Source organism: Rahnella bonaserana, assembly GCF_019049675.1.
Lineage (GTDB): Bacteria > Pseudomonadota > Gammaproteobacteria > Enterobacterales > Enterobacteriaceae > Rahnella > Rahnella bonaserana.
The window spans coordinates 83,685-107,380 of the sequence record NZ_JAFMOW010000054.1; the positions used below are offsets into that span (position 1 = coordinate 83,685).

At 53.5% G+C, this 23,696-nt stretch carries 19 protein-coding genes; 7 read left to right on the forward strand and 12 right to left on the reverse strand.

Going from position 1 to position 23,696, the window contains the following annotated elements; genetic code table 11:
• Positions 1-31: 31 nt before the first annotated feature.
• Positions 32-1,555, reverse strand: a complete 1,524-nt coding sequence (gene glpK, locus J1778_RS05235) for a glycerol kinase GlpK (protein WP_217172287.1) — start codon at positions 1,553-1,555, stop codon at positions 32-34.
• Positions 1,556-1,600: 45 nt separating this feature from the next.
• Positions 1,601-2,449 (reverse strand): MIP/aquaporin family protein, encoded by an 849-nt coding sequence (locus J1778_RS05240; protein ID WP_217172288.1) that lies wholly within the window; start codon positions 2,447-2,449, stop codon positions 1,601-1,603.
• A 576-nt stretch (positions 2,450-3,025) separates the two neighbouring features.
• Between J1778_RS05240 and zapB the strand changes: the two genes are divergently transcribed.
• Positions 3,026-3,265 carry a septal ring assembly protein ZapB gene (gene zapB, locus J1778_RS05245; RefSeq protein ID WP_013577585.1) on the forward strand — a complete coding sequence of 80 codons (240 nt, stop codon included), beginning with the start codon at positions 3,026-3,028 and terminating at the stop codon, positions 3,263-3,265.
• Positions 3,266-3,329: 64 nt separating this feature from the next.
• Here zapB and rraA read toward each other — a convergent pair whose 3' ends face one another.
• From rraA to priA, 7 genes are all read right to left on the reverse strand, one after another.
• On the reverse strand, positions 3,330-3,815 hold the full coding sequence (gene rraA / locus J1778_RS05250; RefSeq protein WP_217172289.1) for a ribonuclease E activity regulator RraA: 486 nt from the start codon (positions 3,813-3,815) through the stop codon (positions 3,330-3,332).
• Positions 3,816-3,935: 120 nt separating this feature from the next.
• The gene (locus J1778_RS05255; protein WP_217172290.1) at positions 3,936-4,862 is read right to left on the reverse strand and encodes a 1,4-dihydroxy-2-naphthoate polyprenyltransferase; all 927 of its coding nucleotides are present in this window, start codon (positions 4,860-4,862) and stop codon (positions 3,936-3,938) included.
• 97 nt (positions 4,863-4,959) lie between these two features.
• Positions 4,960-6,294: an HslU--HslV peptidase ATPase subunit gene (hslU, locus tag J1778_RS05260; protein ID WP_217172291.1), complete on the reverse strand. Its 1,335-nt coding sequence runs from the start codon at positions 6,292-6,294 to the stop codon at positions 4,960-4,962.
• A gap of 12 nt (positions 6,295-6,306) precedes the next feature.
• Entirely contained in the window at positions 6,307-6,837 is a 531-nt protein-coding gene (hslV, locus tag J1778_RS05265; protein WP_217172292.1) for an ATP-dependent protease subunit HslV, read from the reverse strand.
• A 115-nt stretch (positions 6,838-6,952) separates the two neighbouring features.
• Positions 6,953-7,912, reverse strand: coding sequence for a cell division protein FtsN (ftsN, locus tag J1778_RS05270; protein WP_217172293.1), 960 nt, complete (start codon positions 7,910-7,912; stop codon positions 6,953-6,955).
• 100 nt (positions 7,913-8,012) lie between these two features.
• A complete protein-coding gene (cytR, locus tag J1778_RS05275; protein ID WP_217172294.1) occupies positions 8,013-9,041 on the reverse strand; it encodes a DNA-binding transcriptional regulator CytR in 1,029 nt (342 codons plus the stop codon).
• Positions 9,042-9,244: 203 nt separating this feature from the next.
• The gene (priA, locus tag J1778_RS05280; protein WP_217172295.1) at positions 9,245-11,440 is read right to left on the reverse strand and encodes a primosomal protein N'; all 2,196 of its coding nucleotides are present in this window, start codon (positions 11,438-11,440) and stop codon (positions 9,245-9,247) included.
• Positions 11,441-11,641: 201 nt separating this feature from the next.
• Here priA and rpmE point away from each other — a divergent pair, with 201 nt between their 5' ends.
• Positions 11,642-11,854: a 50S ribosomal protein L31 gene (gene rpmE / locus J1778_RS05285; RefSeq protein ID WP_112289349.1), complete on the forward strand. Its 213-nt coding sequence runs from the start codon at positions 11,642-11,644 to the stop codon at positions 11,852-11,854.
• Positions 11,855-12,007: 153 nt separating this feature from the next.
• Here rpmE and metJ read toward each other — a convergent pair whose 3' ends face one another.
• Complete coding sequence (metJ, locus tag J1778_RS05290; RefSeq protein ID WP_004392248.1) at positions 12,008-12,325, reverse strand: met regulon transcriptional regulator MetJ; 318 nt, start codon at positions 12,323-12,325, stop codon at positions 12,008-12,010.
• A 330-nt stretch (positions 12,326-12,655) separates the two neighbouring features.
• Between metJ and metB the strand changes: the two genes are divergently transcribed.
• The 3 genes from metB (at position 12,656) to metF (ending at position 17,466) form a co-directional block, all read left to right on the forward strand.
• Complete coding sequence (gene metB, locus J1778_RS05295) at positions 12,656-13,816, forward strand: cystathionine gamma-synthase (RefSeq protein WP_217172296.1); 1,161 nt, start codon at positions 12,656-12,658, stop codon at positions 13,814-13,816.
• Positions 13,817-13,818: 2 nt separating this feature from the next.
• A complete protein-coding gene (locus J1778_RS05300; RefSeq protein ID WP_217172297.1) occupies positions 13,819-16,254 on the forward strand; it encodes a bifunctional aspartate kinase/homoserine dehydrogenase II in 2,436 nt (811 codons plus the stop codon).
• Positions 16,255-16,557: 303 nt separating this feature from the next.
• Complete coding sequence (metF, locus tag J1778_RS05305; protein WP_217172298.1) at positions 16,558-17,466, forward strand: methylenetetrahydrofolate reductase; 909 nt, start codon at positions 16,558-16,560, stop codon at positions 17,464-17,466.
• Positions 17,467-17,541: 75 nt separating this feature from the next.
• On the opposite strand, the gene ppc is transcribed toward metF, so the two are convergent.
• Both ppc and argE read right to left on the reverse strand, forming a co-directional pair.
• Positions 17,542-20,187, reverse strand: a complete 2,646-nt coding sequence (gene ppc / locus J1778_RS05310; RefSeq protein ID WP_217172299.1) for a phosphoenolpyruvate carboxylase — start codon at positions 20,185-20,187, stop codon at positions 17,542-17,544.
• 290 nt (positions 20,188-20,477) lie between these two features.
• Positions 20,478-21,629, reverse strand: coding sequence for an acetylornithine deacetylase (argE, locus tag J1778_RS05315; protein WP_041673179.1), 1,152 nt, complete (start codon positions 21,627-21,629; stop codon positions 20,478-20,480).
• 138 nt (positions 21,630-21,767) lie between these two features.
• On the opposite strand from argE, the gene argC reads away from it, so the two are divergent.
• Both argC and argB read left to right on the forward strand, forming a co-directional pair.
• Positions 21,768-22,772 (forward strand): N-acetyl-gamma-glutamyl-phosphate reductase, encoded by a 1,005-nt coding sequence (gene argC, locus J1778_RS05320; protein WP_047608610.1) that lies wholly within the window; start codon positions 21,768-21,770, stop codon positions 22,770-22,772.
• Positions 22,773-22,903: 131 nt separating this feature from the next.
• Entirely contained in the window at positions 22,904-23,677 is a 774-nt protein-coding gene (gene argB, locus J1778_RS05325; RefSeq protein WP_217172300.1) for an acetylglutamate kinase, read from the forward strand.
• Positions 23,678-23,696 lie beyond the last annotated feature (19 nt).

Genomic DNA, 23,696 nt, shown 5'->3' on the forward strand with positions numbered 1-23,696 from the left:
CAGAAGGGGTGTTGGCGGTAAATTCTGACGATTATTCGTCGTGATCTTCCCACGAACGAACGCGTGCCACCGCTTTTTGCCAGCCTTTATAGCGGACATTACGTTCCGTCGTTTCAATGCTTGGGCGGAATTCACGTTCGATAGTGGCTTTGCTGCGCACTTCTTCCAGATCGTTCCAGAAGCCGACGGCCAGACCTGCGAGGAAAGCAGAACCCAGCGCGGTGACTTCCAGCACTTCAGGACGCTCAACGCGGGTGCCCAGAATGTCTGACTGGAATTGCATCAGGAAGTTGTTGGCCACCGCACCGCCGTCCACACGCAGGGCTTGCAGACGTGTGCCTGAATCAGCCTGCATCGCATCCAGCACGTCGCGGGTCTGGTAGGCGATAGATTCCAGCGTTGCGCGAATGATGTGATTGCTGTTGGCACCACGGCTCAGACCGAAGATGGCACCACGGGCATATGGGTCCCAGTAAGGCGCACCGAGGCCAGTGAACGCAGGCACGACGTAAACGCCGTTGGTATCTTTCACTTTAGACGCGAAGTATTCGGAGTCTGTTGCGTCGCTGATCAGTTTCAGTTCGTCGCGCAGCCATTGAATCGAAGCCCCGCCAACAAACACCGCACCTTCCAGTGCGTAGTTCACTTCGCCGCGCGGACCGCAGGCGATGGTGGTCAGCAGACCGTTTTTAGAAGCGACCGCTTCAGTACCAGTGTTCATCAGCAGGAAGCAGCCGGTGCCGTAGGTATTTTTCGCCATACCCGGTTGCACGCAAAGCTGGCCGTACAGCGCCGCCTGCTGGTCACCGGCGATACCGGCGATAGGAATACGCGTACCGCCTTTACCACCAATGTTGGTCTGGCCGTAAATCTCAGAAGAAGGACGCACTTCCGGCAACATTTCACGCGGAATATCCAGCGCTTCCAGCATACGGTCGTCCCACTTCAGGTCGTGGATGTTAAACAGCATGGTACGTGAGGCGTTGGTGTAATCCGTCACGTGAACGCGTCCCTGAGTCATTTTCCAGACTAACCAGGTGTCCACGGTACCGAACAGCAATTCGCCAGCTTTTGCACGCTCGCGGGAGCCTTCAACGTTATCGAGGATCCATTTCAGTTTGGTGCCGGAGAAATACGGGTCAACCACCAGGCCGGTGTTGTGACGGATGTATTCTTCCATACCGTCTTTTTTCAGCTTTTCACAGATGTCAGCAGTACGGCGGCATTGCCACACAATCGCGTTATAGATTGGCTTGCCGGTTTCTTTTTCCCACACGATGGTGGTTTCACGCTGGTTGGTAATACCGATACCGGCGATCTGATCAGAGTTGATGTCGGCTTTCGCCAGCACTTCCACCAGCACCGAGCTTTGCGACGACCAGATTTCCATTGGGTCATGCTCAACCCAGCCAGATTTAGGATAGATTTGAGTGAATTCGCGCTGTGAAACGCTGACGATGTTGGCATCGTGATCCAGAACTACGGCGCGTGAACTGGTCGTACCCTGGTCGAGTGCGACAATGTATTTTTTTTCGTGAGTCGTATCTGCTGACATAATGTTCATCCTGCGAATAAGAAAGCTGTGGAACAGTTTAGCCGATCAGGCTTTACGCTGTTTGGCTGGCTGCGGCGCTTTGTCTTCAACCGGCACATTAATCTGATGTGGCAGATGACGACTAATCAACGCTTTATAACCGGCGGCACCCAGGGCAGCACCCACCAGCGGACCGAAAATTGGCACCAGGAAATAAGGAATATCGCGTGCACCGGTGAAGGCGACTTTGCCCCAGCCAGCGAAATAGGCGAAAAGTTTAGGGCCGAAGTCACGCGCCGGGTTCAGGGCGAATCCGGTCAGCGGACCCATTGATGCACCGATAACTGCAATCAGAATACCGATCAGCAGCGGGGCCAGCGGGCCACGGGGCAGGCCGTTACCGTCGTCAGTCAGGCCGAGGATCAGCGCCATCAGAACTGCAGTAATCACGGTTTCAACGAAGAATGCCTGCAATACGCTGATGTGCGGATTTGGATAGGTAGAGAAAATACCGGCCAGATCCAGACTTTCGACGCTGCCGCGCACCATGTTGTGGCTTTGCTCGAAATCGAAGAACAGGTTGTAATAAAGGCCATAGACCAGTGCGGCGGCACAGAAGGCGCCTGCAACCTGTGCGATGATGTAAGGCAGAACTTTGCGTCCTTCAAAGTTCGCGAACAAACATAAGGCGACGGTTACAGCCGGGTTCAGGTGTGCGCCTGAAATCGCGGCAGTCAGGTAGATGGCCATTGCCACACCAAATCCCCAGACGATACTGATTTCCCACTGGCCAAAGGATGCTCCGGCAAGTTTCAGCGCAGCAACACAGCCTGCACCGAAGAAAATGATAAGCCCGGTACCCAGAAACTCAGCGATGCACTGACCTTTTAATGTGGAACTTATGGTTTGGCTCATAGTTTGATCCTGCTAAGGATGATGTTAATGGTTAGTTATAGTTTTTCTGTCATGCGTACGTGAACGTAATCGGATTTTGTCGTTCATCATTAAATGAGAACGTAATGTGAATTTATCGTTAACGAGCATAAACGAGAAATAGCGAAATCAAATTTTGTGTGTCGTGTCATAAAAATGAGCGATTTCGCGTATTGGCTTAACTTGATGTAGAGCAAAAAGCCCAGGATTTAGCATTTTACGCCGGCGTTTGAGCCAAACGAGCTTCCCGGCGTATGGCACTACGGCGGCTAAGGTTATTCGGTCTTAAGGAGGATTTCTGGTGAGTGACACCGCTTTTTAAGCATTTCCTGATACCCCGCCCTGTAAAATTGCAACAGACTGCGTGGATAAAGGGGTTCTTGGTAGACAGGGCAAAGCTGGCTACATACAATCACCCGTTAAGACACCCGCCGGTTTTGCGCAATTCTCTGATGAATTCGTTATAGAAATCGACGGCGTGCAGGAATTTTTGAGCCGTGTCCGGACGATGCGGCAGAACATAAGATGTGCGCCTTGCGAACATAAGGGGACCGAAAAATGTCATTTGAAGTATTTGAGAAATTAGAAGCTAAAGTTCAGCAAGCGATTGATACCATCACTCTGTTGCAGATGGAAATCGAAGAACTGAAAGAGCAGAACAACACCCTGTCTCAGGAAGTTCAGCAGGCCAGCGGCAACCATGAGTCTCTGGTGCGTGAAAATGCGCAGCTGAAAGAAGAACAACACGTCTGGCAGGATCGTCTGCGTGCGCTGTTGGGAAAAATGGAAGAAGTCTGAGTACTTCTGCCGTTAAATGAAAAAGGACGCCCTGGCGTCCTTTTTTGTGGCTGAAAGTAGCGGTTTATTCGATATCGAGCGGATCTTCTGATAACACGATGCCGGTATTATCGGCATACAGATGATCGCCGGAGAAGAAGGTCACGCCGCCAAAATTGACACGAATGTCGCTTTCACCGATCCCTTCACTGCCTGCGCCCGCAGGAATGGCTGCCATCGCCTGAATGCCGATGTCGAGCTCTTCCAGATCGTCTACCTGACGGACAGCACCATAGATCACAATGCCTTCCCATTCGTTTTGAAATGCCTGGCGTGCCAGTCCGGCATCCAGCAATGCGCGACGAACAGATCCGCCGCCATCGACCACTAACACGCGGCCACGGCCATTTTCTTCCAGCAGGTCATAAAGCAAGCCATTATCTTCAAAGCATTTCACTGTTGTGATTTGCCCGCCAAATGAAGTACGGCCGCCAAAGTTGGAGAACAGGGGTTCGACGACATTCACTTCTTCATGGTAGATGTCGCAAAGTTCGGAAGTATCGTATTTCATAGGATTTCATCTGGTTGCTGCATGAGTGTTCAGTATATCCCTTTCCGGCAGATGTTGGCAAAATCATCAATTGTTAAATGTGAAAAGTAGCCCGATAAACGCACATCAGGCCAACTTTACTCAGTTCAGCAACAGACCCAATGCAAACAAGACGTTAGTCAGTAACGCCGCTTTCACCATATGTTCCAGCAGGGGACGTACCTCGGTGGATGTTTTAGCGCGCATGACACGCATAACGTGTTTTGCCAGCATCGGAATAGCCAGAATAAACAACCAGCCAGTCCAGTGATACAAATGCACGGCAGAGAATATTGCCAGACACACGACAGCGGCCGTCAGAATGGTTGCATGATAGCGACGCGCATTTACCGGGCCCAGACGTACCGCCAGCGTGTTCTTGCCATTCGCGCTGTCAGTTTCGATATCGCGCAAATTATTGATATTGAGTACCGCAGTTGAGAGCAAACCGGTGGCCGTCGCCGGTAACATGACAATCCAGTCGAAATATCCCGCCTGTAAATAGAATGTCCCTGCGACGCTTATCCAGCCAAAGAAAATCAGCACGGAGATATCGCCCAGCCCCATATAGCCGTAAGGGCGCGTACCGACGGTATAGGTGATGGCGGCGCCAATCGAAAGCAGACCGAGGATCAGGAAACCTGCCACGTCGCTCGGTTTGTGACAGGCAACGGCGATCAGTGCAATGCCGCAAACGATCGTCAGCGCGATAGTCAGAATGATGGCGCGCTTCATTTGCGCAGCCGTAATCAGGCCTTTTTGCATCCCGCGCAAAGGCCCGACGCGATCGGGCGTATCGCTGCCTTTTTCTGCGTCGCCGTAGTCATTCGCCAAATTCGACAGAATTTGCAGACATCCGGCAGTCAGGAGCGCCAGAAGCGCGATAAGCGGATGAAAAACGCCTTGCAGGCTGGCAATGGCAGAACCCATGACGATAGAGGCAAAAGCCAGGGGCAACGTTTTTGGACGCAGGCTTTCGAGCCACGCGCGGGCAGGCGTTGTCGGGGTGCAGGGAGTCATTGTGCTCATAGGTGATTTCGCTCAGGTGAAGAATCAGTCCGAAATCTAAAAAAAATCAGGGAGGCAAACGCCTCCCTGAAGATCACTTTCGGAACGTATGAGCAAATTATAAGATAAAACGGCTCAGATCTTCATCAGCTACCAGCTGGTCAAGGTGGCTTCTAACATAATCTGCATCAATGTTTATAGAGATACCGTTACTTTCGCTGGCGTCATAAGAGATATCTTCCATCAGACGCTCCAGAACGGTATGCAGACGACGCGCACCAATGTTCTCGGTGGTTTCGTTTACCTGCCATGCCGCTTCAGCAATACGACGGATGCCGTCAGCCGTGAAATCAATCGTCACGCCTTCGGTTGCCATCAATGCTTTGTACTGATGAGTCAGCGAAGCACTCGGTTCGGTCAGGATGCGCTCGAAGTCTTCTGTCGACAGCGCCTGCAGCTCCACGCGAATCGGCAGACGACCCTGCAATTCAGGGATCAGGTCTGACGGGCTGGCAGTCTGGAAAGCACCGGAGGCGATAAACAGGATGTGATCCGTTTTCACCATGCCGTGCTTGGTCGAAACCGTACAACCTTCCACCAGTGGCAGCAGGTCGCGCTGAACACCTTCACGGGAAACGTCAGGACCGGAGCTCTGGCCGCCGCGTTTACAGATTTTGTCGATCTCATCGATAAACACGATACCGTGCTGTTCAACGGCTTCGATTGCCTGTTCTTTCAGCTCTTCCGGGTTCACCAGTTTTGCCGCTTCTTCTTCAACCAACAGCTTATACGCTTCTTTGATTTTCAGTTTACGCGGTTTCTGTTTCTGACCGGCCATGTTCTGGAACATGGACTGCAACTGGTTGGTCATTTCTTCCATGCCCGGAGGGGACATGATTTCAACACCCATTGGCGCAGCAGCCAGATTGATTTCGATTTCTTTATCGTCGAGCTGACCTTCGCGCAGTTTCTTGCGGAAGTTCTGGCGTGCGGCAGAAGGTTCCTGCGCTTCGTCGGCCTGTCCCCAGTTGTTTTTCGCTGGTGGGATCAGAACGTCGAGAATGCGGTCTTCGGCCATTTCTTCGGCGCGGTAACGGTTTTTCTCAATCGATTGCAGGCGTACCATTTTCACGGCGGAATCGGTCAGATCGCGGATAATAGAGTCCACTTCTTTACCGACATAACCCACTTCGGTGAATTTGGTCGCTTCAACTTTGATGAACGGCGCATTAGCCAGTTTAGCCAGACGACGCGCGATTTCGGTTTTACCGACACCGGTCGGGCCGATCATCAGAATATTTTTCGGGGTGACTTCATGGCGCAGCGCTTCATCGAGCTGCATACGGCGCCAGCGGTTACGCAAAGCAATGGCCACAGCGCGTTTCGCTTTATCCTGGCCAATGATGTAGCTGTCTAACTCGCTGACAATCTCGCGCGGGGTCATCTCAGACATAATTTTCGATCCTTACGCTTTAGAAGACAATTCTTCGATAGTTTGGAAATGGTTGGTGTAGATGCAGATATCACCCGCGATGCTCAACGATTTTTCCACGATATCACGTGCGCCAAGCTCTGAGTTTTCCAGCAATGCCCGGGCTGCCGCTTGCGCGTACGGGCCACCGGAACCAATCGCGATCAGATCGTTTTCAGGCTGGATAACGTCACCGTTACCGCTGATGATAAGCGATGCATTTTCATCAGCCACGGCCAGAAGGGCTTCCAGACGGCGTAACATGCGGTCGGTACGCCAGTCTTTTGCCAGTTCAACGGCGGCTTTCACCAGATGACCCTGGTGCATTTCCAGTTTGCGTTCGAACAGCTCAAACAGCGTGAAGGCATCAGCCGTACCGCCAGCAAAACCGGCGATCACTTTGTCGTTATACAGGCGACGTACTTTTTTGACGTTGCCTTTCATGACGGTATTTCCCAATGTGGCCTGGCCATCACCACCAATAACGACCTTGCCGTTGCGGCGTACACTTACAATTGTTGTCACGAGCGGTTCCTCGTTGCAGACGGAAAAGATCCCCGCAGGTTTGTGGGACACATTAGGTGTCTCACAAACTTACGGGGCATATTGAAAGTATAGATTGGGGAAGGATTACGGGTTTTCAACCCCCGGTTGCGACGGGAATGCAACCGGAGATGCCAGCGCCTTTGAGGCGCGATAGTGTGCTGTCAGCACCAGAGCGGCTGTTGTAAGGGCCGATGACGACGCGACTCCAGCCACCGCCGGTGGTGATCCGGCCTTCAAAACCTTCGAATGCCAGCTTGGCCCGCTGGGATTCCGCCTGCTCAGACCCTTTGAACGAACCACACTGAACCACAAAGTGCTGGGTTTTTTCCTGCGCTTTCGGTTTCTCTGGCGCGACCTGCGTAATTGCTGCCGGTTGTTGTGGTTTGGCCACTTCTTTCGGCACCTCTTTCACCGGTTCTTTGACCTGCGGTTTCGGTTTTGGCTGAACGGCCTGTGTTTGCGCCTGAGCCTGCGGCGCACGTACCGGCTGAGTCTGCGGCGTATAGGTCGCTTGTGGCTGAACCTGACGCGGCTGAGTCTGTACCGGTTGCTGCTGCGCATACGTCGGCTGTTGTTGCTGAACCTGACGCTGTGCTGGCGCTGTACGCGTTTGTGTCGCCTGATTCGGGTCGTTATACGGCACTTCCGACAGTTGTGTCGGGGTCTGGCGCATATCGGCCTGCATCTGCTCAAGCAACTGGCGCTGTTCAGGCGTCAGTTGTGTCTTGGATTCAATCTGGCCACCGGCCGTCGGCTCGGTTGGCGTGGTCACGCCCATCTGGCGGTTTTCCAGCTCTTTGATGTAGCGCCAGCGCTCTTCTGGTTTAGGTGGCAATCCATTACCCGGACGGACAGGATGCGTCGGCAATACCACCGCTTCTTCATGTTTATTGTGCGCAATAAAATAGAGGCCACCGACAAACACCACCAGCACCGCAACGGCTAACACCACCATGGTTTTGGAGATCGTTGGGGAACTGCGTTTTTTACTCCGGCTGGTACTTTTCCGCCGCGCTCCTGAGCGCCCACGGCTTACATAGTCTCTTTGTGCCACTATCGTTTCGCTGTGTCGTGATGAATGAAGAAGTGCGTCATGTTACTCAACCCTGAACATTTACTGAAATTAAAATCACTGAACAGCAATCAAAACTGACTTACGCTTTGGGGGCTGCGGTGCTTTCACGCACGATCAGTTCGCTGTCGAGCAGTAATGAACCGCTTTGTACCTGATTTCCCTGTAACTGCTCAAGCAATAATAACATGGCCTGACGACCAAGCTGGAATCTTGGCTGCGCGACGGTGGTCAGCGGAGGGTCGGTATACTGGCTGGCCTTAATGTCATCGAAGCCGACAACCGACAGATCCTCCGGGATGCGCAGACCCATTTTTTTCGCCTGGAACATTGCACCAATCGCCATAATATCGTTATGACAGAAAATCGCCGTAGGCGGCACTGGCAGTGACATCAGTTCGGTAACTGCCTGTGCCCCGGATTCATAGCTAAAATCGCCGTCGACGGTCAGCTGTTTTTCGACGCTGAGCCCGTTACGGCGCAGTGCCTGCACATAGCCTTGTGAACGATACTGGCACAGCGGCATATGTTTCGGCCCGGCGATGCAGGCAATGCGCTGATGTCCCAGCTTGAGAAGATAATGTACGGCTTCAAATGCGGCGGTCAGGTTATCAATGTGTACCGTTGGCAGTTCCAGTTCTGGCGCAAATTCGTTAGCCATCACCATCGGTGGCAAATTGCGCTGTTCTTCCTTGCTGGCGTCAAAAGGTAAATCGGAGCCGAGCAGCAGCATGCCGTCAATTTGCTTGGTGATAATCAGATTGATAAAGGTTTTTTCTTGCTGATTCTGTTGGGCGCAATCACCGATGAGCACCAGATAACCGCTTTCAGCCGCCGTGCGTTCGATCCCCTGGATCAGGTCGGAAAAAAATGGATCGCAGATGTCCGGGACGATCACTAAAATCGTACGCGATTCGTTACGTTTCAGGTTGCGGGACAGGGCGTGAGGAGAATAACCCACAGCCATGACGGCCTGATCAACCTTCTGACGGGTTGAGGCGGAGACTTTCTCCGGATTCATTAACGCGCGGGATACCGTTGCTGTTGAAACGCCTGCCTGTTCAGCCACATCTTTCATTGTCGCGGCGGGTAATTCTTTCTTGTGCTCCAACGTCTCTCTCCTTGCAACAGCATCAAACTGACACAACAACATCAACATTCCTCACCTGGCTACCGATGATGTGTAGCACATCACATTCTAAACAGAATGTGAGTAGGATTTGTTACCTAATTTGCATTAAAAGTGTGATGCAGATGCTTTTTTCGATCCATCACGCAAAAATTCTGACTAATTATGCGGATTTCCTTCAGGGATCAGCTGTCAATCGGGTCCACATCCAGCGTCCATTTCACTTTTTTTGCCTGCGGCAGGCTGGCAATTAATGGCTGGGAACTTTTGATCAGATGTTGCAATACGCGCCGCGAAGGATGCTGTAGCAGCAACTGCCAGCGAAAACGGCCGCTGCGTTTGGCCTGTAAGGCAGGAACAGGCCCTAAAATCCACAGTGAATCATCTTTCAACGGGCTCGATTCGAGCAGATTACGTAACTGCTGGAGAAACAGCGCTGATTGCTGATTATCGTGATCTTCCGAGCGGATCATGATGTGACTGGTATAAGGAGGGAGAAAAACACTTTTGCGCTCCGCCAGCGTCTGTCTGGCGAATTCGTCGTAGCCTTGCTGCAGCAGCACCTGCAACAACGGATGTTCGGGATGATGCGTCTGCAACACCACTTCACCCTGTTTGCCTGCTCGTCCGGCACGACCGGAAACCTGAGTATAAAGCTGGGCAAAGCGCTCGGCAGAACGGAAATCGGCTGAGAACAACGCGCCGTCTACATCCAGCAATGACACCAGCGTGACATCAGGGAAGTGATGTCCTTTTGCCAGCATTTGCGTGCCGATAAGAATGCGCGCACCGCCGCGATGGACTTCACTCAGATGCTGTTCCAGTGAGCCTTTGCGGCTGGTGGTGTCGCGGTCTATGCGCGTGATCGGGGTTTCAGGGAACAACGGTGCCAGTTCATTTTCCAGTTGTTCGGTACCGACGCCGACGGAAACCAGTTGCGTCGATCCGCAGTGCGGACACTGATGGGGTACGGCACGCTGGCTGTCGCAATGGTGGCAGCGCAGCTGGCGCTGATTCTGGTGCAGTGTGTAATAGTGGTCGCAGCGCTGACATTCGGCTATCCAGCCGCATTCGTGGCAAAGCAGGGCAGGCGCATAACCCCGGCGATTCAGGAACAACATCACCTGATTATCGGCTTTCAGATGTTCCTGCATTTTCTGGATCAGCGGCTGAGACAGCCCGACTTTCAGCTGCAACCCTTTTAAATCCAGCAGGTTTTGCCGGGCAAGTTTGGCATTCCCGGCGCGCTTGGTCAGTTTGAGCTGGCGATATTTCCCCAGTTCCACGTTGTGCAGGGTTTCCAGCGCCGGGGTTGCCGAGCCCATAATGATCGGGATATTTTCAGCATGAGCGCGGTATACCGCCAGGTCACGCGCGTGATAGCGCCAGCCTTCCTGCTGCTTATAGGAGCTGTCGTGTTCTTCATCGATAATAATGACGCCCAGGCGGGCGAACGGCGTAAAGAGCGACGAGCGCGTACCGATGACAATGCCCGCTTCTCCATTACGCGCCCGCAGCCAGACGGCGAGACGTTCACTGTCGTTCAGGCCGGAATGCAGCACATCTACCGGCGCACTGAAACGTTCGCGAAAACGCGCGATAGTTTGTGGCGTCAGGCCAATTTCCGGCACCATCACCAGTGCCTGACGGCCCTGCGCCAGAATGTTTTCCAGTACGCTCAGATAAACTTCGGTTTTACCTGAACCGGTCACACCGGCCAGCAGCCAGGCGGAAAACTGCTGATCTTCACTGCGGATCGCGCCAACGGCGGTGGCCTGTTCGGTATTGAGCCGTAAACGCTCACCGACCACCGAGAAATCTTTGCGCCAGTCGAGCGTGGCGGGCGCGATGCTGCGTAAATCCGTCAGACCTTTGGCGCGTAACGCCTGCAACGCCGTATCTGTGAGATCAAGATCGGCGACCTGATGGCGGTAAAGCGGTTTTTGCATCAGCGCAGCCATCGCCTGTTGTTGCTTAGGCGCACGTTTGAGGCTGTCGAGCGGCGTGGCGCGGCCCTGTTCGGTGGCGAACCATTGCCACAGCGGGGTGAGTTCGGCGGGTTTCCCCTGACGCAGTAACACCGGCAGCGCATGGAACAGCACTTCACCAATAGGATAATGATAATAGTCAGCCGCCCAAAACAGGATGCGCCACAAATCAGGGGTAAAGAGGCTGGAACTGTCGAGCACTTCGCGTACGGGTTTCAGCTTATCCAGGCCAAAATCACTGGACTCACTGACATTCACGACAATGCCGATCGCGTCACGTTTACCGAAAGGCACACTGACCCGGCAACCCTTTGAAACCGGCATGTCCGGCGGCAACAGATAGTCGAAAGTACGGGCAAGCGGGACAGGTAAAGCAACGTGGGCAACAGGCATTGTGGATCCAGACTATAAAAAAATGACGAGATAGTGTACACTGTGTCCTTCGAAATGCATGAACATCATTGCGCGGTTCTCAGAGATTCTGTATGATTCGCCGCCTTTGGTGCATTTCGTACTCAAAGCCTATCATCCACTACGCGTGGTGTCTGACAGAACAGGGTTGGATAGCGACGCGGCCTTAAGAAGAGGTTTTCCATGAAAAAAGGTATTCACCCTAAATACGTAGAAGTTACTGCAAACTGCTCATGCGGTAACGTTATCAAAACTCACTCAACTGTGGGTCACGATCTGAACCTGGACGTTTGTGGCGAATGTCACCCGTTCTACACTGGTAAGCAACGTGAAGTGGCTACCGGTGGCCGCGTTGACCGCTTCAACAAGCGTTTCAGCGTTCCAAGCAGCAAATAAGCTACGCTTGAGAGCAAGAAAAGGCGCCCTGGGCGCCTTTTTTGTTGCCTGTCGTTTCCCTTCCCGCCAGACAAATCTCCTTTTCTCACAAAGACACTGAAAAAACGCGCGACGGGTCGCACGATCTTTCAGGTCGTCTCTGCGTTATTGCGATCAGTATTCCCAGGTATCAGGATCCACACCCAGTTCACGCATCAGGATCTTCGCCGCTTCCGGGATTTCGTCACTGCGTTCTTTACGCAGGTCTTCGTCATTCGGCAAAGGCTGACCGGTGAAGGCATGAAGGAAAGCTTCGCACAATAATTCACTGTTGGTCGCATGACGCAGGTTGTTCACCTGGCGACGGGTGCGCTCATCAGTCAGAATTTTGAGGACTTTCAGCGGAATGGATACCGTAATTTTCTTAACTTGTTCGCTTTTCTTACCGTGTTCAGCGTAAGGGCTGACATATTCGCCGTTCCACTCAGCCATGGGACACCTTAAATTTATCAAAAAATAAAATTCTGAAAACCGCGTGATTATGCCCGATTTTCACTGTTCTCACTAAATAAATGTCGGAATTTGACAGGGATATCTCACGATTTCTCCTGCGGCATTGTTCGTTTTGTCACCCTGCGCTCAACAACCTCGGCGCGACAGATCTGCCTGACATCTTCATTAACGCCATAATTTTAGCGGGTATTGCTCTGTTGCTCAATCTATACGCAAAGAAGTTTAGATGTCCAGATGTATTGACGTCTATAACTCCGGGCGTTACTCTTGATACCCTCATCCTCCGCATTTTGTCAGGAAGAAACGATTATGACGCGCAAGCAAGCCACCATTGCCGTGGGCAGTGGCCTGAACAATGATCAGCAATATGGCTGTGTAGTTCCGCCAATCTACCTTTCCAGTACCTACAACTTTGAAGATTTTAATCAGCCAAGAGCGCACGACTATTCACGTCGCGGTAATCCGTCACGTGATGTTGTCCAGCGTGCGCTGGCTGATCTGGAAGGTGGTGCCGGCGCGGTTCTGACCAGCAGCGGTATGTCTGCTATTCATCTGGTGTGTACGGTCTTTCTGAAACCTGGCGATTTACTGGTGGCGCCGCACGATTGCTACGGCGGCAGCTACCGTCTGTTCGACAGCCTGAGCAAGCGCGGCGCGTATCGCGTGCTGTTTGTCGATCAGGGCGACCCGCAGGCGCTGGCCGAAGCACTGAAAGAGCAGCCGAAACTTGTGCTGATTGAAACCCCGAGCAACCCGCTGCTGCGCGTAGTGGATATTCAGGCGATTTGTGACGCCTCCCGCGCCGCCGGTGCGCTGACCGTGGTGGATAACACCTTCCTCAGCCCGGCGTTGCAAAATCCGTTGCAGCTTGGCGCGGATCTGGTCGTTCATTCGTGTACGAAATATCTTAACGGGCATTCTGATGTGGTCGCCGGTACGGTAATATCTAAGACCGCAGAACACGCGACAGAACTGGCGTGGTGGGCGAACAACATTGGTGTGACCGCTGCGGCCTTTGACAGCTATCTGTTATTGCGTGGTCTGCGCACGCTGACAGTTCGCGTGAAACAGCAGCAGGAAAATGCACTGGCAATTGTTGCTTATTTACAGAAACAATCGCAGGTCAAAAAGCTGTATCATCCGTCGCTGCCGGAAAACCAGGGGCACGACATTGCCCGCCGTCAGCAACGTGGCTTTGGTGCCATGATCAGTTTTGAATTTAACGGAGATGAAGCTCAGCTGCGCCATTTCCTGAAAGAATTGAAGTTATTTACCCTCGCAGAATCACTGGGGGGCGTCGAAAGCCTGATTTCTCACACCGCGACGATGACGCACGCTGGCATGGCGCCGGAAGCGCGCAAAGCCGCCGGGATTTCTGACAGCTTGCTCCGTATTTCTGTAGGTCTTGAAGACAGCGAAGATTTGATTGCTGATCTGGAACACGCATTCCAGTCAGTGGCAACGAGGTAAGTATGAATGCAATAGCGGTTGCAGCGCCGGCGGGAAGCCGTCAGTTGCACAAATTTGGTGGTAGCAGTCTGGCCGACGTGAAATGTTATCTGCGCGTCGCCGGAATTATGGCCGAGTATGCCAAGCCGGGTGACATGATGGTGGTGTCGGCAGCGGGCAGCACAACCAACCAGCTGATCAGCTGGCTGAAGCTCAGCCAGACAGACAGAATTGCCGCGCATCAGGTTCAGCAGGCTTTGCGCCGTTATCAGAGTGATTTGATAACCGGCCTGTTGCCGCCGGAAATGGCCGAACCGCTTATTGCTTTGTTTATTCATGATCTCGAACGTCTGGCTGTTTTGCTTGATGGCAAAATGACCGATGCGATTTACGCCGAAGTCGTCGGGCATGGCGAAGTCTGGTCTGCACGCCTGATGTCTGCGGTGTTATGCAAACTGGAATTACCGGCCGCCTGGCTGGATGCCCGTGAATTCCTGCGTGCCGAACGTGCCGCTCAGCCTCAGGTAGATGAAGGCCGTTCGTATCCGCTGCTGCAACAACTTCTCGCGCAACATCCTCAGCAATATCTTGTGGTAACGGGCTTTATCGCCCGCAGCGAAGCGGGTGAAACCGTGCTGCTTGGCCGTAACGGCAGTGACTATTCCGCCACTCAGATTGGCGCACTGGCCGACGCCAGCCGCGTGACGATCTGGAGTGATGTGGCCGGTGTTTACAGCGCCGACCCGCGTAAAGTGAAAGATGCCTGTCTGTTGCCGTTGCTGCGTCTCGATGAAGCCAGCGAACTGGCGCGTCTGGCGGCCCCGGTGCTGCACACCCGCACGCTTCAGCCGGTTTCCGGCAGCGATATCGATTTACAGCTGCGTTGCAGCTATCAGCCGGAGCAGGGCTCAACGCGTATTGAGCGTGTGCTGGCTTCCGGGACCGGTGCAAAAATTGTCACCAGTCACGATGATATTTGCCTGATCGAAATGGTTATTCCATCCGGCCACGATTTTGGCCTGGCGCAAAAAGATGTCGAGCTGCTGCTAAAACGCGCGCAGATCAAACCGCTGTGTACCGGCATTCACCCGGACCGTAATTTGCTGCAACTTTGTTACACCTCCGAAGTGGCGGGCAGCGTATTGCAGGTTCTCGAAGAGGCGGCACTTCCGGCGCGTCTGACGCTGCGTGAAGGGCTGGCACTGGTGGCGCTGGTCGGTGCGGGCGTGTGCAAGAATCCGCTTCACAGCCACCGTTTCTATCAGGAAATGAAAGATCAGCCGGTAGAGTTTATCTGGCAGGCGGAAGACGGTATCAGTCTGGTCGCCGTGCTGCGTATCGGCCCGACAGCGCACCTGATTCAGGGGCTGCACAAAACGCTGTTCCGTGCTGAAAAGCAAATTGGTCTGATGCTGTTTGGTAAAGGTAATATCGGGTCACGCTGGCTGGAACTGTTTGCCCGCGAGCAAAAGAACATTTCTGCCCGCAGCGGTTTTGAGTTTGTGCTGGCCGGTGTGGTCGACAGCAAGCGCAGTTTGCTCAATTACGAGGGACTGGATGCCAGCCGTGCTCTGGCCTTCTTTGATGATGAATCGCAGGCGCACGACGAAGAATCGCTGTTCCTGTGGATGCGTGCGCATCCCTATGACGATTTAGTGGTGCTGGACGTCACCGCCAGCGCCGAACTGGCCGATCAGTATCTGGATTTCGCCAGCTACGGTTTCCATGTGATCAGCGCCAACAAACAGGCGGGCGCGTCGGATACCCATAAATACCGTCAGATCCGCGACGCGTTTTCCAAAACCGACAGCCACTGGCTATATAACGCTACGGTCGGCGCCGGTTTACCGGTTAACCATACGGTGCGTGATTTACGCGAAAGCGGCGACAGTATTCTGGCCATCAGCGGGATTTTCTCCGGTACCTTATCATGGCTGTTCCTGCAATTTGACGGCACGCTGCCGTTCACCGAACTGGTCGATTTGGCGTGGCAGCAGGGGCTGACCGAGCCGGATCCGCGTGATGATTTATCCGGTCAGGATGTGATGCGCAAGCTGGTGATTCTGGCGCGTGAAGCCGGTTATGACATCGAGCCTACGCAGGTTCGTGTGGAATCGCTGGTGCCGGAAAGTTGCGCGAACGGTTCTGTCGATCAGTTTTTTGAAGACGGCGAGGCGCTGAACCAGCAAATGCTGCAACGTCTGGAAGCTGCCCGTGAAATGGGACTGGTGCTGCGCTACGTGGCGCGTTTCGATGCAAACGGCAAAGCGCGCGTGGGTGTTGAAGCGGTACGTGAGGATCATCCTCTGGCTTCCCTGTTGCCATGCGATAACGTGTTTGCCATCGAAAGCCGCTGGTATCGCGATAACCCGCTGGTGATCCGCGGACCAGGTGCAGGACGTGATGTCACCGCAGGTGCATTGCAGTCGGACCTTAATCGCCTGACGCAACTTCTCTGATCCCTGCTCCTTACCTCTCAGGAGGATGGTGTGCTGGTTTAACTGTGTCAGAACAGGGTGCAGCGTGGTCTGCTAAACCCCCTCCCAGCCTTCCCCCTTCGCAGGGGGAGGAGCTTAACCCCCGTAGCAAAACCTTCCCAAAGTGAAATTCTTTCAGATTGCGTGAAGATTAATCATCCCTTGCCCTCATTTTAACGTTGACACTTTGCCTGCTTTCCGTCATTTTCTATCTATACGTTTAGACGTCCAAACGTCCATCATGACGAACCATAATAAAACGCAGTGATCCATGAGGTAGTGTTTATGAGCTTTTTCCACGCAAACCAGCGCGAAGCGTTGAACCAGAATCTGGCCGAGTTACAGGGGCAGATTAACGTTTCTTTCGAATTTTTCCCGCCGCGTACCAGCGAAATGGAAGACACGTTGTGGAGCTCTATTGACCGTCTCAGCAGCCTCAAGCCTAAGTTTGTTTCCGTCACCTACGGCGCAAACTCCGGCGAGCGTGACCGCACGCACAGCATCATCAAAGGCATTAAAGAACGTACCGGTCTGGAAGCGGCTCCGCATCTGACCTGTATTGATGCCAGCCGTGATGAACTGCGTCAGATTGCACAGGATTACTGGAACAGTGGCATTCGCCACATTGTGGCTCTGCGCGGCGATTTACCGGCAGGGGGCGGTAAGCCGGAAATGTATGCCACCGATCTGGTGCAGTTGCTGAAAGAAGTGGGCGACTTTGATATTTCGGTTGCGGCTTATCCGGAAGTGCATCCTGAAGCCAAAAGCGCGCAGGCTGACCTGATTAACCTGAAGCGTAAAATTGATGCCGGTGCCAACCGCGCCATCACGCAGTTCTTCTTCGATGTGGAAAGCTATCTGCGCTTTCGCGATCGTTGCGCCGGTCAGGGGATTGATGTGGAAATCGTGCCGGGCATTCTGCCGGTCTCCAACTTCAAACAGCTGACGCGTTTTGCCACCATGACTAACGTGCGTGTGCCGAAATGGATGAACAGCCAGTTTGAAGGGCTGGACGACGATGCGGAAACCCGCAAAATGGTCGGTGCTAATATCGCGATGGACATGGTGAAAATCCTCAGCCGTGAAGGCGTGAAGGACTTCCACTTCTACACCCTGAACCGTGCAGAAATGAGTTACGCAATTTGCCATACGCTGGGTGTGCGTCCTGAAACCGCCGTACCGGTTCGCGCTTAATCTTCTTTGCTCAAATGCTGAATACAAAAAACCCGCGAATTCGCGGGTTTTTCTTTGGCTGCTTTTCAGTGGGAACTAGCCGGTATTGCGCATACCTGCTGCCACGCCAGCGATCGTCACCATCAGCGCCTGTTCGACGTTGGCATCCTGCTTACCGTCTTTTTCCAGCTCGCGGGAACGGTGCAGCAGTTCAGCCTGCAACACGTTCAGCGGGTCGGTGTAGACGTTACGCAGTGCGATAGATTCTGCAATCCACGGCAAATCTTCCATCAGGTGATCGTCGTTAGAAATCGCCAGAATCACTTTGATGTCGCTCGCCAGCTGGTCACGCAACTGCTGACCGAGCGGCCACAGTTCTTTCCCAACCAGACGGTGATCGTAGTATTCCGCCAGCCAAAGGTCAGCTTTTGCAAACACCATTTCCAGCATACCGATACGGGTAGAGAAGAATGGCCAGTCGCGGCACATGGTTTCCAGCTCGTCACGTTTACCGCCATCCACCACAGACTGCAAACCGGCACCGGCACCCAGCCAGGCTGGCAGCATCAGACGGTTTTGTGTCCAGGCGAAAATCCACGGGATCGCACGCAGGCTTTCAACGCCTCCGCTGGCTTTACGTTTCGCCGGGCGTGAACCCAGTGGCAGTTTTGCCAGTTCCTGCTCCGGCGTTGCTGCTCGGAAGTAAGGCACGAAGTCTTTATTCTCGCGCACGTAACCGCGGTACATTTTGCACGACACATCGGAAAGCTGTTCCATGATGTCCACCCAGGCTTGTTTCGGCTCAGGCGGTGGCAACAGGTTGGCTTCCAGAATTGCAGAGGTGTAAAGCGCCAGACTGCTGATGGTGACTTCCGGCAGACCGAATTTGAAGCGGATCATCTCGCCCTGTTCGGTAACGCGCAGGCCACCTTTCAGGCTGCCCGGAGGCTGAGACAACAACGCTGCCTGCGCCGGTGCGCCGCCGCGGCCGATAGAACCGCCGCGTCCGTGGAACAGTGTCAGGGCAATACCGGCTTTTTCGCAGGTTTTGATCAGGGCATCCTGCGCGCGATATTGCGCCCACGATGCCGCCATCACGCCCGCATCTTTCGCGGAGTCGGAATAGCCAATCATCACCATCTGTTTGCCCTGAATGAAACCGCGATACCAGTCGATGCTCAGCAACTGCTTCATTACATCGTCGGCATTGTTCAGGTCGTCGAGGGTTTCGAACAGCGGCGCGACAGGCATCGGGAACGGGCAACCGGCTTCTTTCAGCAGCAGATGCACGGCCAGCACGTCAGACGGCGTGCGCGCCATTGAAATGACATACGCGGCAATCGAGCCTTCCGGCGCTTCGGCAATCACCTGACAGGTGTCGAGCACTTCTTTGGTGTCAGCGCTCGGTTCCCAGTGACGTGGCACCAGCGGACGTTTTGAGTTCAGTTCGCGGATCAGGAAAGCCTGTTTGTCGGATTCTGACCAGCTTTCGTAATCGCCCAGACCGAGGTAACGGGTGATTTCAGCAATCGCGTCGGTATGACGGGTGCTTTCCTGACGCACGTCGATGCGAACCAGCGGCACGCCGAAGCAGCGCACACGACGCAGCGTATCCAGCAACTGACCGTTGGCGATAATGCCCATATTGCAGGCCTGCAACGACTGATAACAGGCATAAAGCGGTGCCCACAACTGATCATTTTTCACCAGCAAATCGTGAGGACGCGCAACGCGCTCGCCTTTCAGACGGGCTTCCAGATACACCTGAGTATTGGTCAGCTGCGAACGCAGCTGTTTCATGATTTCGCGGTAAGGTTCGAGGATGTCCGCGCCACCGGCCAGCTCACGCAACTCCGGCGTACATTCGGTCATCGACAATTCTGACACCAGCACGGCGATATCGCGCAGGAACAGGTCAGTTGCTTTCCAGCGGCTCAGCAACAGTACGTGACGGGTGATATCGGCGGTTACATTCGGATTACCGTCGCGGTCACCGCCCATCCAGGAGGTGAAACGCACCGGCACGGCTTCCACTGGCATTTTATAATCCAGTGAGGTTTCCAGCTGTTCATTCAGTTCACGCAGGAAAGCAGGCACGCCTTCCCACAGGCTGTTTTCAACCACCGCAAAGCCCCATTTGGCTTCGTCCACCGGAGAAGGGCGGTTTTTGCGGATTTCATCGGTATGCCATGACTGTGCGATCAACTGACGCAGACGGCGCATGATTTGCTTGCGCTCGTAATCGGCCAGATCGTTATGGTCGAGCTGCTTGAGGCAGTTATTCACTTCCACCAGTTTGTGGATCAGCGTACGGCGGGCAATTTCTGTCGGGTGTGCGGTCAGCACCAGTTCGATAGAAAGCTGGTCAACGGCATCACGTAATTGCTGTTCAGAGAGATTTTTGGATTTCAGACGATCGAACAATTGCGCCAGCGCTTCAGGATTGCTGGCCGCTTCGCCGTGCGGCGAAATGCTGTGATATTGTTCCGCCACGTTGGCTAAATTCAGAAACTGGCTAAAAGCACGGGCAACAGGCAGCAACTCATCATTTGAGAGATTTTGCAGCGTTGACAGCAATTCCTGTCGATCCGCGTCGTTTCCGGCACGGGAGGATTTCGACAGCTTACGGATTTTCTCAACACGATCCAGGATATGCTCTCCCAACGTATCTTTGATCGTGTCGCCTAGCAATTTACCTAAGGTACTGACATTACTTCGCATTGCGGAATATTGTTCGTTCATATTACCTCTGACCCGTTCTCTCGTTTAATTTTTATATTCTGTAAATAACTTTCACCCGTCAGGCATTCTTGCCCCGTTCACCCTGCCAACCTGGCCACACTTTTTAAAAGCCACATCTGTTTTAACCCAAAAAGCCCCGATCACTCACGTGAAAAATGGTCTTTTTGGCGATGTCGCTGAAATTTAATTACATCAGCGACGATATCAGTTTGGCTAATCAACGTTTTGTACAGTATCAAAGGGCGCCCGTGAGCGCCCTGATTGTTTCTTCATCAATCTGTCATTCAGTATCAGTGATAACAGAAATGATGAACAACCTGAGAAATCAGCTCGCGAGTTGGTTTAATGAACGCGGTATCTATATATTCGTCTGGCTGGTGCGCCTGATCGATAGAACCCGGTCCGAGAACCAGCGTCGGGCACAGTTCCTGAATAAATGGCGCCTCGGTGCAGTAGTTAACGATTTCCGTTTCCACCCCCAGCAGTTTCTCAACAACCTGCACCAGCGGATGATCCGGCGGACATTCATAACCGGGGATCGGCGGATGCAGTTCTTCAATCACGATACGTCCCGGCCAGCGTTCGCTTACCGGTGCCAGTGCCTCATTCAGCAGACCATCAATGTCGGTCAGCGTCAGACCCGGCAGCGGGCGGATATCCATATGCATTTCGCAGCAGGCACAAATACGGTTTGGCGCGTCGCCGCCGTTAATGTAGCCAAAGTTCATGGTCGGGTACGGGATGACGAAACCACTGTGGTTGTAACGGCTTTTCAGCGTATTGCGCAGCGTCATTAAATGGGTAATCGATTCATGCATCAGTTCAATGGCATTTACGCCACGCGAAGGATCGCTGGAATGGCCGGACTGACCGGTAATACGGATAGCATTCGACAGATGGCCTTTATGCGCACGAACCGGCTTCAGGGAAGTCGGTTCGCCGATGATCGCGCAGTCAGGGCGAATTTTGGCGTTTTTGGAAAAATAGCTGGCACCGGCCATGGTGGTTTCTTCATCAGCGGTCGCCAAAATATACAGGGGTTTAGTCAGTTTGGTCAGATCGACATCGCGCAGTGAATCGAGGATAAATGCGAAGAAACCTTTCATGTCGGCGGTACCCAAACCATAGAGCTTATTTTCATGCTCGGTCAGGGTGAAAGGATCACGTGTCCAGCGGCCGTCGTCAAACGGAACGGTGTCGGTATGTCCCGCCAGCAGCAAGCCGCCTGCACCTTCGCCAGTACTGGCTAACATATTGAATTTGTGGCGCGTTCCTGGAACGGGTTGCACTTCGACTTTGAAGCCTAAATCACCGAACCAGCCTGCCAGTAAATTGATTAACGTCTCATTGCTCTGGTCCAAAGCCGCGTCGGTTGCGCTGATGGAAGGGGTTGCGATTAACGCCCGGTAGAGCTCAATAAAAGGAGGTAATTTCATCTTCACTGTTGACAGCCTTTAGTTAGGGTAGTATTCATATTCATGCAATAATTGTGAATAAAAATACAATAAGCCAGCGCGTAAGGAAACCGGAAAAAAATTCATCCGGCCCCTACCCAAAAATTGAGAAGGTGAACAAGCCCTATGTTGAATACGCTGATTGTTGGTGCCACAGGTTATGCCGGAGCCGAACTCGCGGCTTACCTGAATCGCCACCCACATATGAACATAACCGGTTTAACGGTTTCAGCGCAAAGTGCAGATGCAGGAAAATTGCTTTCTGATTTGCATCCTCAATTAAAAGGCATCGTCGATTTGCCTGTTCTGCCACTGACTGACGTGGCGGAAGCCGCGAAAGGTGTCGATGTGGTCTTTCTGGCTACCGCGCATGAAGTCAGCCATGACCTCGCGCCCCAGTTTCTGGCGGCGGGCTGTGTGGTGTTTGATCTCTCCGGGGCCTTCCGCGTCAGCAAACCTGAGTTTTACACCGAATTCTACGGCTTCGAGCATCAGCATCTCGATTTGCTCGACAAAGCTGTGTACGGCCTGGCCGAATGGCAGGCTGACAAATTAAAAGACGCGCAACTGATCGCGGTGCCGGGGTGCTACCCGACCGCGTCACAACTGGCGCTCAAACCGCTTATCGAGAATGGTCTGCTTAATGACAGCCAGTGGCCGGTCATCAACGCCACCAGCGGCGTCAGCGGCGCAGGCCGTAAAGCCACGCTCGGCAACAGCTTCTGCGAAGTCAGCCTTCAGCCCTACAAACTCTTCAGCCACCGTCATCAGCCGGAAATTGCTGAACACCTTGGCGTGCCGGTGATTTTCACTCCGCATCTGGGCAACTTCCCGCGCGGTATTCTGGCGACCATCACCTGCCGTCTTAACGCGGGTGTGACGGAGCAGGATGTGGCGGAAGCCTTCCATAATGCCTACCACGATAAACCCCTGGTGCGTTTGTACACCAAAGGTGTTCCGGCGCTGAAAGACGTGGTCGGCCTGCCGTTCTGTGACATTGGTTTTGCGGTGAAAGGCGAACATCTGATTGTCGTCGCGACAGAAGACAACGTGCTGAAAGGCGCGTCCGCACAGGCGGTTCAGTGCATGAATATCCGCTTTGGCTTCCCTGAAACGCAATCTCTGCTTTAACAATCTGTCCGATTGTCAGCAGACAGAAAACAACCGTCCCTGAGCGTTTATTCAGACGCGCAGGGATGCTAGATTAAATGAAACCTATTGTTATTAATTAACATTATCAACCGGTCGGGGCGCGAACAGCTATGAATCCGTTAGTCATCAAATTAGGTGGTGTGTTGCTGGACAATGAAGAAGCGCTTGAGCGCCTGTTCATGGCGGTAGTGGCTTATCGTCAGGAATATCAACGCCCGCTGGTCATTGTTCACGGTGGCGGCTGCCTGGTTGATGAGCTGATGAAAAAGCTGAATCTGCCTGTGGTGAAAAAGGCCGGTCTGCGTGTCACTCCGGCTGACCAGATTGATATCATCACCGGCGCGCTCGCGGGCAGCGCCAACAAAACCCTGCTGGCGTGGGCGGTTAAAAATCACATCAACGCGGTTGGCCTGTCTCTGGCAGACGGCGGCACGGTCAGCGTGACACAGCTGGATGAATCCCTGGGCTTCGTCGGTAAAGCCGAAGCGGGCAATCCGGCACTGATCAACACACTGACTGGCGCAGGTTATCTGCCGATTGTCAGCTCTATCGGCATCACTGCCGCGGGCGAGCTGATGAACGTTAACGCTGACCAGGCGGCGACGGCTCTGGCGGCCACGCTGGGCGCAGATCTGATCCTGCTCTCGGATGTCAGCGGTATTCTCGATGGCAAAGGCCAGCGCATTCCCGAAATGAGCGCAGAGAAAGCTGAACAGCTTATCGATCAGGGCATTATCACTGACGGTATGATCGTCAAGGTTCACGCCGCGCTGGACGCCGCACGTTCTCTCGGACGTCCGGTGGATATCGCCAGCTGGCGCCACGCCGAGCAATTGCCGGCACTGTTTAACGGTGTCGCGATCGGCACACGCATTCTGGCGTAATTCATCGCCGGCGCATTCG

Coding starts and splice junctions, on each gene's coding strand:
- metF (WP_217172298.1), top strand. CDS start 16,558: ATGAGCTTTTTCCACGCAAACCAGCGCGAAGCGTTGAACCAGAATCTG.
- argB (WP_217172300.1), top strand. CDS start 22,904: ATGAATCCGTTAGTCATCAAATTAGGTGGTGTGTTGCTGGACAATGAA.
- metB (WP_217172296.1), top strand. CDS start 12,656: ATGACGCGCAAGCAAGCCACCATTGCCGTGGGCAGTGGCCTGAACAAT.
- rraA (WP_217172289.1), bottom strand. CDS start 3,815: ATGAAATACGATACTTCCGAACTTTGCGACATCTACCATGAAGAAGTG.
- metJ (WP_004392248.1), bottom strand. CDS start 12,325: ATGGCTGAGTGGAACGGCGAATATGTCAGCCCTTACGCTGAACACGGT.
- glpK (WP_217172287.1), bottom strand. CDS start 1,555: ATGTCAGCAGATACGACTCACGAAAAAAAATACATTGTCGCACTCGAC.
- rpmE (WP_112289349.1), top strand. CDS start 11,642: ATGAAAAAAGGTATTCACCCTAAATACGTAGAAGTTACTGCAAACTGC.
- argC (WP_047608610.1), top strand. CDS start 21,768: ATGTTGAATACGCTGATTGTTGGTGCCACAGGTTATGCCGGAGCCGAA.
- priA (WP_217172295.1), bottom strand. CDS start 11,440: ATGCCTGTTGCCCACGTTGCTTTACCTGTCCCGCTTGCCCGTACTTTC.
- zapB (WP_013577585.1), top strand. CDS start 3,026: ATGTCATTTGAAGTATTTGAGAAATTAGAAGCTAAAGTTCAGCAAGCG.
- J1778_RS05240 (WP_217172288.1), bottom strand. CDS start 2,449: ATGAGCCAAACCATAAGTTCCACATTAAAAGGTCAGTGCATCGCTGAG.
- hslU (WP_217172291.1), bottom strand. CDS start 6,294: ATGTCTGAGATGACCCCGCGCGAGATTGTCAGCGAGTTAGACAGCTAC.
- J1778_RS05300 (WP_217172297.1), top strand. CDS start 13,819: ATGAATGCAATAGCGGTTGCAGCGCCGGCGGGAAGCCGTCAGTTGCAC.
- J1778_RS05255 (WP_217172290.1), bottom strand. CDS start 4,862: ATGAGCACAATGACTCCCTGCACCCCGACAACGCCTGCCCGCGCGTGG.
- ppc (WP_217172299.1), bottom strand. CDS start 20,187: ATGAACGAACAATATTCCGCAATGCGAAGTAATGTCAGTACCTTAGGT.